Below are 16,541 nucleotides of genomic sequence, written 5' to 3'. Positions count from 1 at the left end.
TATATCTGTCTGAAAAACATTTAGAACCACCGAGTTGTATCTAATACACATTTAATTTTCTTATTACTAATAGATTTTTGCGACATACCAACCTACAAGGTTAGTTTTGCTATGCAATAAATTTATGGTTATTCACAAATTTTGATTGTCTATAGTTGATTTGCCAACTAGATGACGGGATCTTTTTGTCAAAAAATGATGAGTTAAGGTACAAAAGATGACAAAACATACATCAAATATAAATAACGAAAATCAAGTCGGCGTGAAAGCAATTAAAGAGGCGCAAAATAGTCTTGAAACTATTTTGTCTAAATATCAAACCAGCCTCTCTGGCTTAACGCAAGAAAATGCGAAAGAACGAATCGAACAATATGGAAAAAATGAAGTCGCACGAGAAAAAGTTCCTTCTTTTATTGTGCAATTATTGATGGCTTTTAATAATCCTTTCATTTTTGTATTACTAATTTTAGCCATTGTCAGTTTTATTACTGATTATTGGTTACCTTTACAAAAAGGTGAAGAAACCGATTTAACAAGTATTATTATCATATTAACGATGGTGACACTTAGTGGTTTATTACGATTTTGGCAAGAGTTCAGATCGAATAAAGCAGCGGAAGCATTAAAATCGATGATTCGCACAACCGCTACCGTGTTAAGGCGTCCACATAAAGATATGAATCCTGAACATTACGAAATTCCGTTGAATGAAATCGTGCCAGGGGATATTGTTTATTTGTCGGCTGGTGACATGATACCGGCTGATATTCGGTTAATTGAGTCTCGTGATTTATTTGTGAGTCAAGCAGTGTTAACCGGTGAATCCATTCCCGTTGAAAAATACGATACATTAGGCGCCGTTTCACAAAAAAATAGTGATCAGGTTAATCAAGCAGATATATCTAAAGGTAATATTCTTGATGTGAACAATGTTTGCTTTATGGGAACCAATGTAGTGAGTGGAACGGCAAAAGCAATTGTTGTGGCTACTGGGGCAGATACCCACTTTGGTTCATTGGCTAAATCTATTGTTGGATCTCGCGCTGAAACCTCATTTGACCGAGGTGTGAACAGTGTAAGTTGGTTACTGATTCGTTTTATGCTTATTATGGTACCAATTGTCCTTTTAATAAATGGGTTTTCTAAAGGGGACTGGGGCGAAGCTACACTATTTGCATTAGCTGTTGCTGTCGGGTTAACGCCAGAAATGTTACCAATGATTGTTAGTGCAAATCTAGCTAAAGGTGCGGTTGGCATGGCAAAACGAAAAGTGGTGGTAAAACGTTTAAATGCCATCCAAAACTTTGGAGCGATGGACATTTTATGTACAGATAAAACAGGTACATTAACACAAGATAAAATCATTTTAGAACATCACTTAGACATTAATGGGCAGGTTGATCCCTCTGTTTTACAACTGGCATGGCTCAATAGCTACTATCAAAGTGGAATGAAAAACTTGATGGATAAAGCAATCATTCGTTTTGCTGAAGAAAAAACTAGTGTTAAAAAAGTGGGTGTTGGCCTTTATAAAAAAATTGATGAATTGCCGTTTGATTTTGTCCGTCGCCGTTTATCCGTTGTGGTACAAAATGCTGATTATAGTCATTTAATGATTTGTAAAGGGGCAGTTGAAGAGATGCTGTCTATTTCGAGTTATGTTTATGAAAATGGTGAATATTTACCATTAGACGATAACCGTAAACAAGCGCTGATTGAACTTGCTCATAATTATAATAAAGATGGATTTAGAGTATTAGCCGTTGGTGTAAAAAATATTGCCGTAGGCGAAACAAAAAATCAATACAATGTGCAAGATGAAAAAGCATTAGCAATTCGTGGTTTTTTGACGTTTTTAGATCCACCAAAAGAGAGCGCATATGAAGCTATTTCAGCATTAAATGAACATGGTGTTGCCGTTAAAGTGTTAACAGGCGATAACGAGATTATCACTATTAAAGTGTGTCGCGAAGTGGGATTAGAGCCAGGGATTCCATTGTTAGGAACTGAAATTGAAAAAATGGATGATAATCAGCTCAAAGTACAAATAGAACAACGCACAATCTTTGCTAAGTTAACGCCACTACAAAAATCACGTATTATTCGATTATTACAGGATAATGGTCATACGGTTGGGTTTTTAGGGGATGGGATTAATGATGCACCTGCACTGCGTGATGCCGATGTTGGTATTTCAGTGGACACAGCTACTGATATTGCTAAAGAGTCAGCCGATATCATTTTGCTTGAGAAAAGCTTACTTGTACTAGAAGAAGGTGTAATTTGTGGACGCGAAACGTTCGGTAATATTATGAAATACCTAAATATGACCGCAAGTTCTAACTTTGGTAACATCTTTTCTGTATTAGTGGCTAGTGCCTTTTTACCATTTTTACCCATGCTCGCGATTCATTTATTAATTCAAAACTTATTATATGATATTTCGCAATTATCATTACCTTGGGATAAGATGGATGAAGAGTTTTTACAAAAACCTCGAAAATGGGATGCGTTAAATATTAGACGCTTTATGATCTGGATTGGGCCAACATCGTCTATTTTTGATATTACCACTTATGCTCTTATGTGGTTTGTGTTTAGTGCGAATAGCATTGAAGCTCAGGCTTTATTCCATTCCGGTTGGTTTATAGAGGGGTTACTTTCCCAAACGCTTGTTGTTCATATGCTTAGAACGCAAAAAATTCCTTTTGTACAAAGCACAGCCGCTTTCCCTGTGATAGTGATGACATTATTTATTATGGCTATTGGTATTTATATACCTTTTTCACCGCTAGGGAGCCTAATTGGGCTTGAGCCTTTACCGTGGACATATTTTCCTTGGCTAATTGCAACGCTATTTAGTTACTGTTGTGTGGCTCAATTAATGAAACGTATTTATATAAAACGTTTTGGCCAATGGTTTTAAATTTATTATGTCAATATAAGTGATGTAAGTATTACATCACTTATATCATCAATTCAATTAAGCCATGTAAAGCCTAAATACTCGTCGTTTGGGACTATAAATACAAAGGTTGATTTTTTAAATAAAACCACTATATTATAAAATTAGATTATATAACAATAATAAGAAGGAAATATACATGAAGACACCACATAAAAATTCAATTATGCTAATTAAAAGCCGTAAACAGAAAAAAACACAAGAACAATTGGTGAAAAGTAGCTAATCATATCGTAGATAGTATTATAATAAACCCCAGAATTTGGGGTTTATTTTTTTAGTTCAACAATCGATGTATTCGAAACATAGATTCAATTTGCTAGTCAGACGCTTTTTTTAGTATTTCATAAAGTTCATCTTTTAATTTTAATTTTTGTTTTTTCAATGTTTCTAACATTTCAGTTGTATCGACAGCAATGCCTGATTCAATGTTTTTAATTTTTTGATCTAATTCATTATGCTCATCAAATAATTTTTGAAAGTGTAAATCAGTACTTTTTAATTTTGAGATTAACTCTCGATATTCAGGGAACATAGTAACTCCTTATTTCTACTCGATAAAATAATAATAATAGCAGTTATTGCTGTTTCAGCTTACAATATTCTTAGTTGTTTTAATAGCAATTTTTATGAGGATTAATCCATGAGTGAATCGATTGTTATTGCAAAAAGTGATAGTAAAGATTTGTCTATTCTTGCTTCAATGGCAAATCGACATGGTTTGATAACAGGTGCGACTGGAACAGGTAAAACCGTCACGTTGCAAAAAATGGCCGAGAGCTTTTCACAAATTGGTGTACCGGTTTTTTTAGCCGATGTTAAGGGTGATTTAACTGGTATTGGTGAAAAAGGGGTTTTGACGCCTAAATTACAAGCTCGCTTAGATAATATTCACGTTTCAAACTGGACCCCCGATTCCTGTCCTATGGAATTATGGGATGTTTTTGCTCAGAAGGGAATACCTGTTCGCAGTACTGTTTCTGATATCGGACCGATTCTGATAGCAAGATTATTGAACCTTAATGATACCCAAGCGGGCGTGTTACAGCTTATTTTTAAAATTGCTGATGATAACGGTTTACTTTTAATTGATTTTAAAGATCTACGTTCACTGATTCAGTTTATTGGCGATAACGCAAAAAAATTTACAACTCAATATGGTAATATCTCTGCATCCTCGATTGGTGCTATTCAGCGTAGTTTATTGACGCTTGAGCAACAAGGAGCAGAATTTTTCTTAGGTGAACCTATGCTTGAGATTGCAGATCTAATGCAAATCAATGATCAAGGGCGTGGTGTTGTAAATATTTTGTCTGCAGAAAAATTATATAATTCGCCAAAACTCTACTCGGTGTTTTTATTATGGCTATTATCAGAACTATTTGAGCATCTGCCCGAAGTTGGCGATCTTGAAAAGCCTAAACTTATTTTCTTTTTTGATGAAGCGCATCTACTATTTAATGATACTTCACCGGCATTACTCGAAAAAATAGAGCAAGTGGTGCGCTTAATTCGTTCTAAAGGCGTTGGGGTTTATTTTGCGACGCAAAATCCTACCGATATTCCCGATACAGTACTTGGTCAATTAGGTAATCGAGTGCAACATGCGTTACGTGCCTTTACCCCTAAAGATCAAAAGGCTGTTAAGGTTGCAGCTCAAACAATGCGAGCTAATCCAAGTTTTGATACAGAAAAAGCCATTATGGAACTTGGGGTTGGGGAAGCATTGATCTCGTTTCTCGATGAGAAAGGTCGCCCCAATATGGTAGAACGTGCATTTGTTATTGCACCCTGTTCACAAATGGGCCCTATGCCAGAAGATAAACAAGCCGCCATCATCCATGACTCACCATTCTATAAAAAATATTCGCAAACATTCGATCGAGAGTCTGCTTATGAAAAAATTCAGGCTGGTTTTAGCTTTAATAATTCAACTACCAACCAATTTGAATCTAAACAACAAGGTGATCAAACTGAAGCAAACCAACAAAACCATGGTGGCATAATGGATGTGCTGAGTTCTTTGATTTTTGGTAGCAAAGGACCAAAAGGCGGACAACACGATGGATTAGCACAGCAAGTCGTTAAAAGTGCAACCAGACAAGTTGTGAATCAAATTGGCAAACAAATTACCCGTGGGATTTTGGGTGGATTTAAAAAGTAACTAAACTAAAAACGATGATTGGTTACAATTAGAAAGCAAAATTAGGAGTATTTGCATGTTAAAGTTGTTTATTGAGTGGTATAAAAGGCGATTTAGTGATCCTCATGTTGTTTCATTAATGGCTGTGATCATTTTTCTTTTTTTTATCATCTATTTTTTCAATAAAATATTGTTACCGATTTTAATTGCTATCGTGCTTTCTTATTTACTCAATACACCTGTCAATTATCTGAATAAAAGAAAGGTCCCAAGAACATTAGCGGTTATCATTGTTTTACTTGTTTTTATTTTGATCGTTTTAGCAGGATTTATGATCTTAGTTCCGTTAGTTTGGCAACAAGGTGTGAGTCTTATTACCAATATTCCAAATATGTTGAATTTTACTAATAACTTTCTCACTTCATTGCCACAACATTATCCTGAATTGATTGATGTTGGGCTGTTTGATTCAATTATTCAAGGTATTACCAATAAGTTTGTACAAACAGGTAATTCGTTATTGCAGTTTTCAATAGTGTCGTTATTCGGGTTGGTATCGGTAGTTATTAATGCAGTACTGGTACCTATTATGATGTTTTTTCTATTAAAAGATAAAACTAAAATATGGGGATACTGTTCTAAAATTTTACCAAGAAATCGTAGCATTTTAAACCAAGTTGCTGCTGAAATGGATTTGCAAATATCTAATTATATTGTAGGTAATGTGTTACATATTATTATTTTAGCGGTGTGTGTTTATATTCCTTTTTGGTACTTTGGTTTAGATTATGGTTTATTGCTTGCAGTAATTGTTGGTCTTTCTGTTTTAGTGCCTTATATTGGTATTATTATTTCAAGTATTCCAGTTGTTTTAATTGCCCTTTTCCAATGGGGCATTAGTGCTGAATTTGGGTATTTGATTTTCTTTTATGTTTTAATCCAAGCATTAGATGGTAATTTGCTTGTGCCATGTCTATTTTCTGAAAAACTTAATCTTCATCCTTTAGTCATTATTGTCGCTGTAATAGTATTTGGTGGATTATGGGGATTTTGGGGAATATTTTTTGCTATACCTTTAGCGACGTTAGTCAAAGCTATTATTAATGCCTGGCCAAAAACCGAAGAATTAAATACTAATGAAGTAAAGCAAGAGAAAGCAGATTAATGATTTAATCTGCTTTTTAAATTATTGAGCGTGGTTTTTAAGATAATCTAAAACCACTTCGTGATGGTTGCTAGTTTTGAAATCTTCAAAGACTTTTTCAATCTTGCCATCTTTACTAATTAAAAAACTAATACGGTGTATGCCATCGTATTTTTTACCCATAAACTCTTTTTCACCCCACGTACCAAAAGCTTGGCAAACTTCATGATTTTCATCAGAAAGCAACGTAAAGTTTAATAATTCTTTTTCAGCAAAGCGTGATAATTTTTCTGGCTTATCAGTACTAATTCCAATTATCACCACATTGTATTTTTTAAACTCATCTATAGCGTCACGTAAATTACAGGCTTGTACTGTACAACCGGGTGTCATCGCCTTTGGATAAAAATAAATCAAAATACGTTGACCTTTAAAATCTTTCGAACTTATTAATTCTCCATCTTGATCTGGTAGCGAAAACTGAGGGGCTTTTTCACCTTCTTTTAGTGGATTAACCATATGTTTGTTACCTATGTTAATAGTTTAATATTTTCATTGATAGTAGTATTAATACTCTTTGTTTTTTTGTTTGCTAATGCTGCTAAAAAAACGCGTTGCTGCATCGATGGTTTTATTGATTTCTGTATTAGAATGCTTAAGTGACATAAATCCAGCTTCGAAGGCCGAAGGAGCGAAATAGATGCCTTCTTCGAGCATATAATGATAGAATTTTTTGAATAATTCAATATCACAATTCATTACATCTTGATAAGTGGTTACTTCATCAGCAGTTGTAAAAAATAATCCAAACATTGCGCCAACATGATTGACGACTAAAGGAATATCGTATTGTTTTGCTGCCGATAATAAGCCATTTGCTAGCATCGTTGTTTTTTCATCAAGATCATCATAAATACCGACATCGGTTAACTTGGTTAAGGTAGTAAATCCTGCTGCCATCGCTACCGGATTACCAGACAGTGTTCCTGCTTGGTAAATTGGTCCTGTCGGTGCAAGTTGATTCATTATTTCTGCACGACCACCAAATGCACCAACCGGCATTCCTCCACCAATAATTTTGCCTAAGCAAGTTAGATCTGGCGTTATACCATAATACTCTTGCGCACCACCAAGTGCTATTCTAAAACCAGTCATGACTTCATCAATAATTAATAAACTATTGTATTGATTACAAAGATCTCGAAGGCCTTGTAAAAATGCTTTGTTGGCGGGTATGCAGTTCATATTTCCTGCAACCGGTTCAACAATTATGGCGGCAATGTCATTAGGGTATTGTTCAAATTGTTTTTTTACTGATTCAAGACAATTATAATCACATACAAGTGTATGCTTAACAAAATCATTTGGAACACCTGGGGAAGTCGGATGACCAAATGTAAGCGCTCCAGAACCTGCTTTTACAAGTAAATAATCGGCATGTCCATGGTAGCAGCCTTCAAATTTGATAATTTTATCTCGACCGGTAAAACCTCGAGCAAGGCGAATAGCGCTCATTGTGGCTTCAGTTCCAGAATTCACCATTCGTAGCATTTCTATTGAAGGCATCAGCTCGGTGACAAGCGTCGCTAATTTAGTTTCAATCTCGGTTGGTGCGCCAAAACTTAATCCGTTGTGTACCGCATGGATAACGGCATTCGCAACATCTGGATCGTTATGACCCAAAATCATTGGCCCCCATGAACCAACATAATCGATGTAGGCCTTGTCATCGACATCATAAATATAAGCGCCATTGGCTCGCTCAATAAATAGCGGTGTACCCCCAACGCCATTAAATGCTCGAACCGGTGAATTAACGCCACCTGGCATAACCGATAAGGCTTGTTTGTAACATTTTTCAGATTTGAATTTATTTATCATAATCATGTTTTTTTGATAAAAATTTGTTGCAGTATTTATTCATAAAATGAACTTAAATTCAAGATGATTAGAATAAATTTATCGAATAGCAGTTTCCATTTTGTATTTTGTTGTAGCAAAGGTATATAATAACAACAATTAAATTAGGAGAAAAAAATGAGCGATGCTTTACCGATTAATTTTACAGATGCCGCTGCAAATAAAGTCAAATCATTAGTAACAGAAGAAGAAAACCCGAATCTTAAATTAAGGGTATATATAACTGGTGGGGGTTGTAGTGGCTTTCAATACGGTTTTACCTTTGATGAAAAAGTCAATGAAGATGATCTAGCCATCGAAAAAAATGGTGTTGCATTGGTGATTGATCCCATGAGCCTGCAATATCTTGTTGGTGGCACTATTGATTATGTTGAAGGCTTACAAGGTTCACGATTTGTTGTTGATAACCCGAACGCAACAACTACGTGTGGCTGTGGCTCATCGTTTAGTGTTTAAATTGTCATTATTCTTTATCCATTTTATTTTGTCAGGTTGAATTAAATAATGTTTAATGAGTAAAATTGTTCAATTTTGATGTAGAAGATTAAATATTCTTTAAAAATGTGACAAACATTGAGCAGTTGATCAATTATTTTGATTTTTTTGTTGACGTGAAAATTAAGATGGGTAAAATGCACAGCATTCAAAACGCACTTACATTTAAGTAATTAGTTTTGAGCCCGGGTGGTGAAATCGGTAGACACAAGGGATTTAAAATCCCTCGGCCTTTTTGGCCGTGCGAGTTCAAGTCTCGCCCCGGGCACCATTTAAAACACTTCTCATGCGGGAATAGCTCAGTTGGTAGAGCGCAACCTTGCCAAGGTTGAGGTCGCGAGTTCGAACCTCGTTTCCCGCTCCAAATATAAATTTTTATCGATTAAGCAAGCAATAAGCATAAATTAAAATAACACTTGGTATATTTCTTCTTTTATTTTAAGTGTTTAAAAAACAACTCAAATAAATTTAATGCTAATTTGATTATCAAACTGTAAGCCAGCGTAAAATTCCAATGAATGAAGTTTGGCTAATCGGTTGTTATCAGTCTCTGCTTATGTAAAATTTAGCAAGAAACTGATAATCTTATTGGTCAAAATCAATAGAAATATTTATGCCTGTGTATGATTAAACGTTAATAGATTATTGTTTATTTTTTTCGTTCATTAAAAACTTGATGAGCCGTCTTTAATGCACTGGTGACTTTAGGAAAGCCAACATAAGGCAAGCAATGCACACAAATATCTAAAACTTGTTCCTCTGTTAATCCGGCATTAAGTCCTCCGTGAATATGCATTTTTAATTCATCTTCAACACATCCTTGCGTGATTAACGAAGAAATGGTGATTAATTGTTTTTGTAGTAAAGATAAACTTTTTCTACTATAAATGTCACCATAAGCAAAATCACAGATATATTCATCAAATTTAGGTGCAAGTTGAGCATTTTGTGTTAGTCCATTTGCACCTAATTCACCGTATAGTTGTTCAATATTGTTAAGTCCGTTTTCATGTCTTGATTGAGTCATTTAAATACTCCTTTTAATCTTCATTATTTAATTGATGAGGGATTTTTTGTCGTTTTTATCATGTATGAAAGATTTTTAGCCATTTAATCGCTTAGCAGTTAGCTTAAGCCTACATATACTGAATACTGCTTAGCGCTATTTTATGTGTCTAAATCTATCATCGTATATCCATTTTATTTATTTTTTATGATCTATCGCAAGGTAATATTGATAAATTGCGATTTTGATGTTACAGATTTATGCAACCGCTAGTTTATATAAACTAAATGTTGTTTGTATTGGACAAAAGCTTAGAAGTTACCCTTTTTGGGTTACTGAAGATTTTTAATATCCTTATAGGGCGATGTACCAAACAGACGTTTATACTCCCGATTAAATTGCGTTTGGCTTTCATAACCGACCTCAAGTCCGGCACTATTAGCATGATAATTTTCTGACAACATTAAACGACGAGCTTCATAAAGACGTAACTGTTTTTGATATTGTAATGGGCTTAACGTGGTCACCTGTTTAAAATGACGATGAAAAGTCGCTAATGACATATTGGCTTTTTCGGCTAAAGCTTCAACAGTAATGGGTTGTTTATAGTGATTTTTTAGCCAATCAATTGTTGAAGCAATTTGATGGCTTTGTGTGCCTTTTGTATTGATAGAACGCAAGTGTTGCCCGAAAGGTCCAATAAGCAGTAAATAATGGATTTCTTTGATGATCATTGGGGCTAATATCGAAATTTGTTCAGGCTTATCAAGTAATTGGATCAATCGAAAAAAAGCGGTGAGTATGTCTAATTCAACTTTTTTTATACTAATTCCTTTGAAAGCAATGGCTTTAATATTGGCTAACTGTGGATACTCAGTGATGAGTTGGTTGATAATTTGCGTATTAAGGTATAAGGCAAGGGATAAAAACGGTTTTGTTTGCGATGCAATTGTTATAGAGTTTACTGCTGGAATATCAACTGAGGTAACGAGATAATCGCCTTCACCATAAATGTGTTGTTCGGTGCCAATTAACGAGCGTTTACTCCCTTGAATAATAATAGATACTAGTGGTTGGTAGAAGCAGTTTTCGTTATAATCTGTCATGTCACGGCGATAAATACCCAAACCATTTATCGCAGTAGGGTAGTCACCCGCAGTTTGAGCCCATCGTAACATATGTTGTTTTACTTGCTGATTTATTGTGGTCAGTTCACTGTTTAGATCGCTTCTTTTCATTAGATTTCCTTAACATTCACCCAAACATAGTGAGAACTATTTTAAAGCTTATCAGTAAAAATAATATTGTAACTGAAATTATTAGGCAAGAATTTAATAGAATTGTGTCTATTGATAATTAATTGATATGTTTATAGTAACGCATAGATAATCTTTAATTAACTAATGGGATTGTTATGAGAAAATTATCAATAACATTATTAATCACAACAATGATTGTGACTTGTTTTTCAATCCGAATTTACGCTAAGGAGAATAATGCTATGTCGCAAAAAGTGACCAAAAATGGTACACAGGCTTCCATCAAAGGCTCAGATAAATTTTTTACAGGTGATGTAAGAATCGATCCTCTATTTCCTGCTACGAGTCCATCTCGGACCTCTGGCGCTTATGTGACATTTGAACCCGGTGCTCGTTCAGCATGGCATACTCATCCATTAGGGCAAACTTTAGTCGTCACTTCCGGTGTTGGCTTTACTCAAGAATGGGGCGGTCCTATTGTCGAAATTCATCCTGGAGATGTAATTACTTGCCCACCGGGTGTAAAACATTGGCATGGTGCATCACCACACAATGCTATGACTCATCTTTCCGTGGTTGAGGAACTGGATGGTAAAAATGTTGAATGGTTAGAAAAAGTGACCGATGAACAATATTACGATAAAAAGTAATTATTGAGCAAATAGTGAAGTTAACTTATTCATTTGCATCATTAATCAATGTTTATACTATTAGTTTATACGTAATTTTTTAAGTATAAAAGTGACCGTATGGTAGTCACTTTTATTTTGCTTAGCTTGTTTTAGCAGGAAACACTATGCAAAAAATAGTTCGTGTCATTATTTCTTTTTTTATGATATGGAGTTTATCAACAATTTGTGAGGCATCAACTATGGATAACCATCAATTAACCGTAAAACAACAATTTATTATTCCTATTGCAGCCTTTACCGCTCAAGGTGATATGCCTAAGCTAAAAGTGTCATTAATAGAAGGATTAGATAATGGTTTAACGATAAACGAAATTAAAGAAGTACTTGTTCAAATGTATGCTTACACTGGCTTTCCGCGTAGTTTAAATGCTATTGGAACTTTTAAGCAACTTTTGGATAAGCGTCATCAAAACGGCATTAAGGATATGATGGGTAAAGAGCCTGATCCCTTACCCACTAATAAAACCAGTTTGCAGTTAGGTACCGAGATTCAGACTTATTTAGTCGGACAGCCTGTTTCTGGCGGCTTGATGGATTTTGCTCCTGCGATTAATCAGTTTTTAAAAGCTCACTTATTTGGTGATATTTTTGGACGTAATAATATTGATTATCAAAGCCGTGAAATTGCAACTATTGCTGCATTAGCGAGCCTTGGTGGTGTTGATAGTCAACTTCAATCACACATACATATGGCGATGAACATAGGTTTAACTCAAGCTCAAATCCGTGAAGTTAGAGATATATTACAATCTAAAGTTGGTAATGAGCAAGCTGATGTATTAGCTCAGGCATTCGTCAATGTTTTGAAATAAACAGGCGTTAAGGAGACAAATAATGAAGCAAAATTCACAAAAGGTTATTGTCATAACAGGTGCATCGAGTGGTATTGGTGAAGCTACAGCCAAGTTACTTGCAGCCCAAGGTAATAAAATTGTATTAGGCGCAAGGCGTAAAGATAAACTTGAGAAAATCGTTGCTGAGATCTCTTCTGCTGCTGGCATTGCGACTTATCAATTAACGGATGTGACAAAACGAAATGATGTTGATATGTTAGCGAAAAAAGCGCTGGATGAATATGGTCAAATTGATGTTTGGATCAATAATGCCGGTTTAATGCCACAATCGACTTTTGATAAATTAAAAGTCGATGAATGGGAAAAAATGATCGATGTTAATATTAAAGGAACTTTATATGGCATTGCAGCGGCATTATTACCGATGCGACAAAAGAAACAAGGTCATTTTATTAATATTTCATCTATAGCTGGGCATATAACTCATCCTGGCGGTGGTGTTTATAGTGCAACAAAATCTGCGGTGTTAGCTATTAGTGATAGTTTAAGACAAGAAGAAGCCTTGGCAAAGAGTAATATACGAGTCAGTGTAATATCACCCGGTGCAATTGCAACAGAGCTTACTCATACTATTACCGACCAAGATATTAAGCCCGCGATTGATAAACTTTATCAACAAGTCGCTATTGCCCCAGAACGCATTGCTCAAGTGATTGCTTTTACTATTAATTCACCTGTAGATACTACTTTGAATGAGATTATCATTCGTCCTAGTTGTCAGCAAGTTTAGCTAAGTAAACAGGCTATTTTTTGATATGGATTTTACGCTTTAATTAAAATTAAAAAGCGTAAAAATCCATATCGTTATATAAAAAGTTGGTTTGAATTCAATCCGATAGTTTATCGTCTTTTTTTAATAAAGGCATATAAACAAACAGCGCAGTGATCAAGATAAATGTTGCAAATGTATAAGCTTTGGATTGCCCGTTCATTTTATTAGCCCACATGGAAAAATATTCACCACCAATGACAGCAAAACCAAAGTACCAAATTAAAATGGCTAGCGTTGCACCGACTAAATAAATCACTTGTCCATTCACAAATCGAGATTTGTTGATGGATGCAAACATATAAAGCGAAGCAAATAGACAGACTAAACCGGTAAGTAATTCACCTATAATTATTACCCAATATCCAATTAAATGGAGCGTTGTATTACTGATCGCTCTAGACGTCATAGCAGGACTTCCCGAAAAAAATGGTTCCATCGTATCCATCGATAATACACTTTTTACAAAGGCATAATTAGTATTAAAATCAATAATATTGTCATATCCGACCAATACACAAAAAAAACCAACGGTAAAGGCAATTGTTGCTTTTAAAAGTTGTTGAATTCCAATTAAATTTAATAAATCTTTCACATCCAAACCTTTTTAATATTCAATAAAATTTGTCAATCACGTGCTGTTATTGACACCAGAACGTCACAATTTACACTTAGGTAATTGACAAATCAATACAAACAAATGATTTAGTGATAAGCCTGATATATACTCGAATTAATCAAAGAAATATTATCAGGTATTAAAAATAAAAAAACGAAGAGTTGAACGTTGATAGAAACATTTTAATAACAGCTAATGTTGCTATTTTTTTTATTTATTAGTAGCATGACTGGGCTCGCTTAGTCAAAATATTTTAACGTGAAACTATTTTTCTCAATCATGCAAATAGTAAAAGATGACTAGTGATGTTATTCGTTAAATCAGTCATTTTATTTTCAAATTAATTAGCAAGTTATACCTATCAAGTAAATCGATTTTAACCCATTAAAGATTAAGTAACTTTTATTTTTTTACATAATATTACAAAGTGTGTCTGGAGGTTAGGTATGTATTTATTAGAGATGGCCCCCAAGTTTTTGTTGGCCTTAGTCATTTTACTTATTTATGTCAAATTGTCTGGTAAAAGTCAAATTGCCCCTATGTCTCAGTTAGATCAGGTTGGGAGTATGGTCATTGGTGCGCTTGTTGGTGGTGCTTTACTTAGTCCAACTGTCTCTGCTTTACAAGCTTCTGGACTTGTCGCCATTTGGGCTGGATTATTAGTTTTAATTCGATTTATTAAATCAAAAAATTCACATTTAAGAGATGCGATTGATGGTACGCCTATTCGGTTAGTTAAAAATGGGAAGTTATTAACCGATAACTTTATCAAAGCCAATTTACCCGTTAGAGATTTTGAAACCTTAATCAATATACAGGGAATTTGTACTTTTACTGAATTAAAACATGTCTGGTACGAATTGAATGGATCATTAACTATTATCAAAAACGGTGAAAAAGATATCGCCGTACTTGTGATTGAGGAAGGAAAAATAAGCCAAGAAAACTTGAAAGAATTAAATAAAAACGAAGATTGGGTTGAAGAGGAAATTAAGAAACAGGGTTATGAAAAATCAGAAGACATTTTCTGTGCTGAATGGTTTGATAATAAATTAATTATTTATCCTTACGATAAAGTAAATAAATAAGCATAATTTATTGATTTTATTTTATAAATAGGTGGATAAATAACTATCCACCTTAATAAATTCTAACGTAATTGGCTATCTTTACTACCACGTCGATTATATAAATTTGCCGTCTTAGCTAAAGTTTTATCTATATTTTGCTGGCAAACTAAGCAATATTGAACCCCCGGTAAAGCTAATTGCCGTGCTTCGGGTATAGGATCACCACATTCAATACAAAAATGAGCACTTTCTAAACCTTGATTTAATTGACGCCTTGCGTTTTCTATTGCATCTGCAATAGTACCTTCAATTTGTTGATTAACTGCATCATCCGATGCCCAGCCACTTGCCATGATGGAATTCCCCCCTTACAACTCAATATGGTGATAATTTAATCATTTTCAAGTAAAAAAAAGTGATTAATAATAGAGATGTTTGCAGTAATGGTGGTATTATGTAACTGGCAACGCTTTTAATTAATATCGTTTAATTGGAGGTTTATATGCAACAATATGAACAAGCAACTTTTGCAGGTGGTTGTTTTTGGTGTATGGTAAAACCTTTTGATAAATATGAAGGTGTAATTGATGTGGTGTCAGGATACACGGGGGGGCAAGTAGCTAATCCTACTTATCAACAAGTTTGTCAAGGTGATACAGGTCATACCGAAGCGGTTTTAATCACTTTTGATCCGAAAAAAATTAGCTATAAAACGTTGTTGAATATTTTTTGGCAACAAATTGATCCAACTGATGCAGGCGGTCAATTTGCTGACAGAGGCGATTCTTATCGTCCCGTTATTTTTTATCATAATGAATTTCAGCATAAACTCGCGCTAGAATCTAAACAGGCATTGGAAGACAGTCACCGATTTTCTAGTCCTATTCAAGTAAAGATAGAACCTGCTGTCGTATTTTATCCAGCAGAAGAGTATCATCAAAACTACTATAAAAAACAATCACAACATTATGACCGTTATTATCAACTCTCTGGACGTTCTCACTTTATATCCAAACATTGGTTAGATAAAAACAGTCCAAAGGTAAATAAATAATGCAAAATTATCCTCAATATAGTGCTTGTCAAAAATGGAACCATTGGCTATCTGCGATATTGGTTTGTATGGTGGTATCACTGTTACTATTTAAAATCACTTTGTCGCAATTTTTAGGCGGAATGTTTTCTATTTATTTACTGCATAAATCTTTTGGCGTAGTGGTATTTTTATTGACGATTTGGCGCATTTATATCAACATCAAACAGGGCGTACCTAATGTTTTGCCCTATGATAAAAAATTACAACGAATTTTGTCAAAATCAATACAAGGATTTATCTATATTTTATTGCTTTTAATTCCATTGTCGGGGTATTTGATGAGTAGTCATGATCTTAATGTTTTTGGGGTCATCTCAATTCCTGCTATCGATATGCCAAACGCGGGGTATATGTTTTTTCATCGTGCTCATCTGTTAGGTTGCTATTTGTTAGCAATATTTTTGGTTTTACATATTGCAGGAGCCTTGTATCATTATTTCGGGATGAGAGATAAAGTATTACAATCGATGCTGTAAAGCCAATTTTTACCATTAATTGATGTTTAACTC

At 34.5% G+C, this 16,541-nt stretch carries 17 protein-coding genes and 2 tRNA genes; 12 read left to right on the top strand and 7 right to left on the bottom strand.

The window, feature by feature from the left end:
• Positions 1 to 217: 217 nt before the first annotated feature.
• Positions 218 to 2,926, top strand: a complete 2,709-nt coding sequence (gene mgtA, locus J3U59_RS01725) for a magnesium-translocating P-type ATPase (protein ID WP_267332590.1) — start codon at positions 218 to 220, stop codon at positions 2,924 to 2,926.
• Positions 2,927 to 3,284: 358 nt separating this feature from the next.
• Here mgtA and J3U59_RS01720 read toward each other — a convergent pair whose 3' ends face one another.
• Positions 3,285 to 3,500 (bottom strand): YdcH family protein, encoded by a 216-nt coding sequence (locus J3U59_RS01720; protein ID WP_267332591.1) that lies wholly within the window; start codon positions 3,498 to 3,500, stop codon positions 3,285 to 3,287.
• Positions 3,501 to 3,608: 108 nt separating this feature from the next.
• Between J3U59_RS01720 and J3U59_RS01715 the strand changes: the two genes are divergently transcribed.
• Both J3U59_RS01715 and J3U59_RS01710 read left to right on the top strand, forming a co-directional pair.
• Positions 3,609 to 5,129 carry a helicase HerA-like C-terminal domain-containing protein gene (locus J3U59_RS01715; protein ID WP_267332592.1) on the top strand — a complete coding sequence of 507 codons (1,521 nt, stop codon included), beginning with the start codon at positions 3,609 to 3,611 and terminating at the stop codon, positions 5,127 to 5,129.
• Positions 5,130 to 5,184: 55 nt separating this feature from the next.
• On the top strand, positions 5,185 to 6,273 hold the full coding sequence (locus J3U59_RS01710; RefSeq protein ID WP_065633015.1) for an AI-2E family transporter: 1,089 nt from the start codon (positions 5,185 to 5,187) through the stop codon (positions 6,271 to 6,273).
• A gap of 21 nt (positions 6,274 to 6,294) precedes the next feature.
• Here the strand turns inward: J3U59_RS01710 and bcp are convergent, their stop codons facing one another.
• Together bcp and hemL are read right to left on the bottom strand one after the other, a co-directional pair.
• Entirely contained in the window at positions 6,295 to 6,771 is a 477-nt protein-coding gene (bcp, locus tag J3U59_RS01705; RefSeq protein ID WP_267332593.1) for a thioredoxin-dependent thiol peroxidase, read from the bottom strand.
• Positions 6,772 to 6,819: 48 nt separating this feature from the next.
• Positions 6,820 to 8,133, bottom strand: coding sequence for a glutamate-1-semialdehyde 2,1-aminomutase (hemL, locus tag J3U59_RS01700; protein ID WP_267332594.1), 1,314 nt, complete (start codon positions 8,131 to 8,133; stop codon positions 6,820 to 6,822).
• Between the two features lie 156 nt (positions 8,134 to 8,289).
• On the opposite strand from hemL, the gene erpA reads away from it, so the two are divergent.
• The 3 genes from erpA to J3U59_RS01685 all read left to right on the top strand — a co-directional run bounded on the left by erpA (position 8,290) and on the right by J3U59_RS01685 (position 9,031).
• A complete protein-coding gene (gene erpA, locus J3U59_RS01695) occupies positions 8,290 to 8,628 on the top strand; it encodes an iron-sulfur cluster insertion protein ErpA (RefSeq protein ID WP_267332595.1) in 339 nt (112 codons plus the stop codon).
• Positions 8,629 to 8,850: 222 nt separating this feature from the next.
• Positions 8,851 to 8,938 (top strand) — tRNA-Leu (locus tag J3U59_RS01690).
• Positions 8,939 to 8,955: 17 nt separating this feature from the next.
• A tRNA-Gly gene (locus J3U59_RS01685) sits at positions 8,956 to 9,031 on the top strand.
• Between the two features lie 285 nt (positions 9,032 to 9,316).
• Here the strand turns inward: J3U59_RS01685 and J3U59_RS01680 are convergent.
• The gene (locus tag J3U59_RS01680) at positions 9,317 to 9,694 is read right to left on the bottom strand and encodes a carboxymuconolactone decarboxylase family protein (RefSeq protein ID WP_267332596.1); all 378 of its coding nucleotides are present in this window, start codon (positions 9,692 to 9,694) and stop codon (positions 9,317 to 9,319) included.
• Positions 9,695 to 10,005: 311 nt separating this feature from the next.
• The gene (locus J3U59_RS01675; protein ID WP_267332597.1) at positions 10,006 to 10,911 is read right to left on the bottom strand and encodes an AraC family transcriptional regulator; all 906 of its coding nucleotides are present in this window, start codon (positions 10,909 to 10,911) and stop codon (positions 10,006 to 10,008) included.
• A gap of 176 nt (positions 10,912 to 11,087) precedes the next feature.
• On the opposite strand from J3U59_RS01675, the gene J3U59_RS01670 reads away from it, so the two are divergent.
• From J3U59_RS01670 to J3U59_RS01660, 3 genes are all read left to right on the top strand, one after another.
• Positions 11,088 to 11,582 (top strand): cupin domain-containing protein, encoded by a 495-nt coding sequence (locus J3U59_RS01670; protein WP_267332598.1) that lies wholly within the window; start codon positions 11,088 to 11,090, stop codon positions 11,580 to 11,582.
• Between the two features lie 146 nt (positions 11,583 to 11,728).
• On the top strand, positions 11,729 to 12,436 hold the full coding sequence (locus J3U59_RS01665) for a carboxymuconolactone decarboxylase family protein (protein WP_267332599.1): 708 nt from the start codon (positions 11,729 to 11,731) through the stop codon (positions 12,434 to 12,436).
• A gap of 22 nt (positions 12,437 to 12,458) precedes the next feature.
• Positions 12,459 to 13,208 (top strand): SDR family oxidoreductase, encoded by a 750-nt coding sequence (locus tag J3U59_RS01660; RefSeq protein ID WP_267332600.1) that lies wholly within the window; start codon positions 12,459 to 12,461, stop codon positions 13,206 to 13,208.
• Between the two features lie 97 nt (positions 13,209 to 13,305).
• Here J3U59_RS01660 and J3U59_RS01655 read toward each other — a convergent pair whose 3' ends face one another.
• Entirely contained in the window at positions 13,306 to 13,842 is a 537-nt protein-coding gene (locus J3U59_RS01655; protein WP_267332601.1) for a DUF2165 domain-containing protein, read from the bottom strand.
• A 470-nt stretch (positions 13,843 to 14,312) separates the two neighbouring features.
• Here J3U59_RS01655 and J3U59_RS01650 point away from each other — a divergent pair, with 470 nt between their 5' ends.
• Positions 14,313 to 14,954, top strand: coding sequence for a DUF421 domain-containing protein (locus J3U59_RS01650; protein ID WP_267332602.1), 642 nt, complete (start codon positions 14,313 to 14,315; stop codon positions 14,952 to 14,954).
• Positions 14,955 to 15,016: 62 nt separating this feature from the next.
• On the opposite strand, the gene J3U59_RS01645 is transcribed toward J3U59_RS01650, so the two are convergent.
• Positions 15,017 to 15,289, bottom strand: coding sequence for a DksA/TraR family C4-type zinc finger protein (locus J3U59_RS01645; RefSeq protein WP_267332603.1), 273 nt, complete (start codon positions 15,287 to 15,289; stop codon positions 15,017 to 15,019).
• A gap of 149 nt (positions 15,290 to 15,438) precedes the next feature.
• On the opposite strand from J3U59_RS01645, the gene msrA reads away from it, so the two are divergent.
• Both msrA and J3U59_RS01635 read left to right on the top strand, forming a co-directional pair.
• Complete coding sequence (msrA, locus tag J3U59_RS01640; protein ID WP_267332604.1) at positions 15,439 to 15,990, top strand: peptide-methionine (S)-S-oxide reductase MsrA; 552 nt, start codon at positions 15,439 to 15,441, stop codon at positions 15,988 to 15,990.
• The gene (locus J3U59_RS01635) at positions 15,990 to 16,508 is read left to right on the top strand and encodes a cytochrome b (RefSeq protein ID WP_267332605.1); all 519 of its coding nucleotides are present in this window, start codon (positions 15,990 to 15,992) and stop codon (positions 16,506 to 16,508) included. The genes msrA and J3U59_RS01635 overlap by 1 nt, the downstream gene beginning before the upstream one ends.
• The last annotated feature ends 33 nt before the right edge of the window (positions 16,509 to 16,541 follow it).

This window comes from Gilliamella sp. B3783 (assembly GCF_026536125.1).
In the GTDB taxonomy this organism is placed as follows: domain Bacteria; phylum Pseudomonadota; class Gammaproteobacteria; order Enterobacterales; family Orbaceae; genus Gilliamella.
Note: the sequence above shows the minus strand (reverse complement) of the source record. Positions and strands in the feature narration are given on the sequence as shown.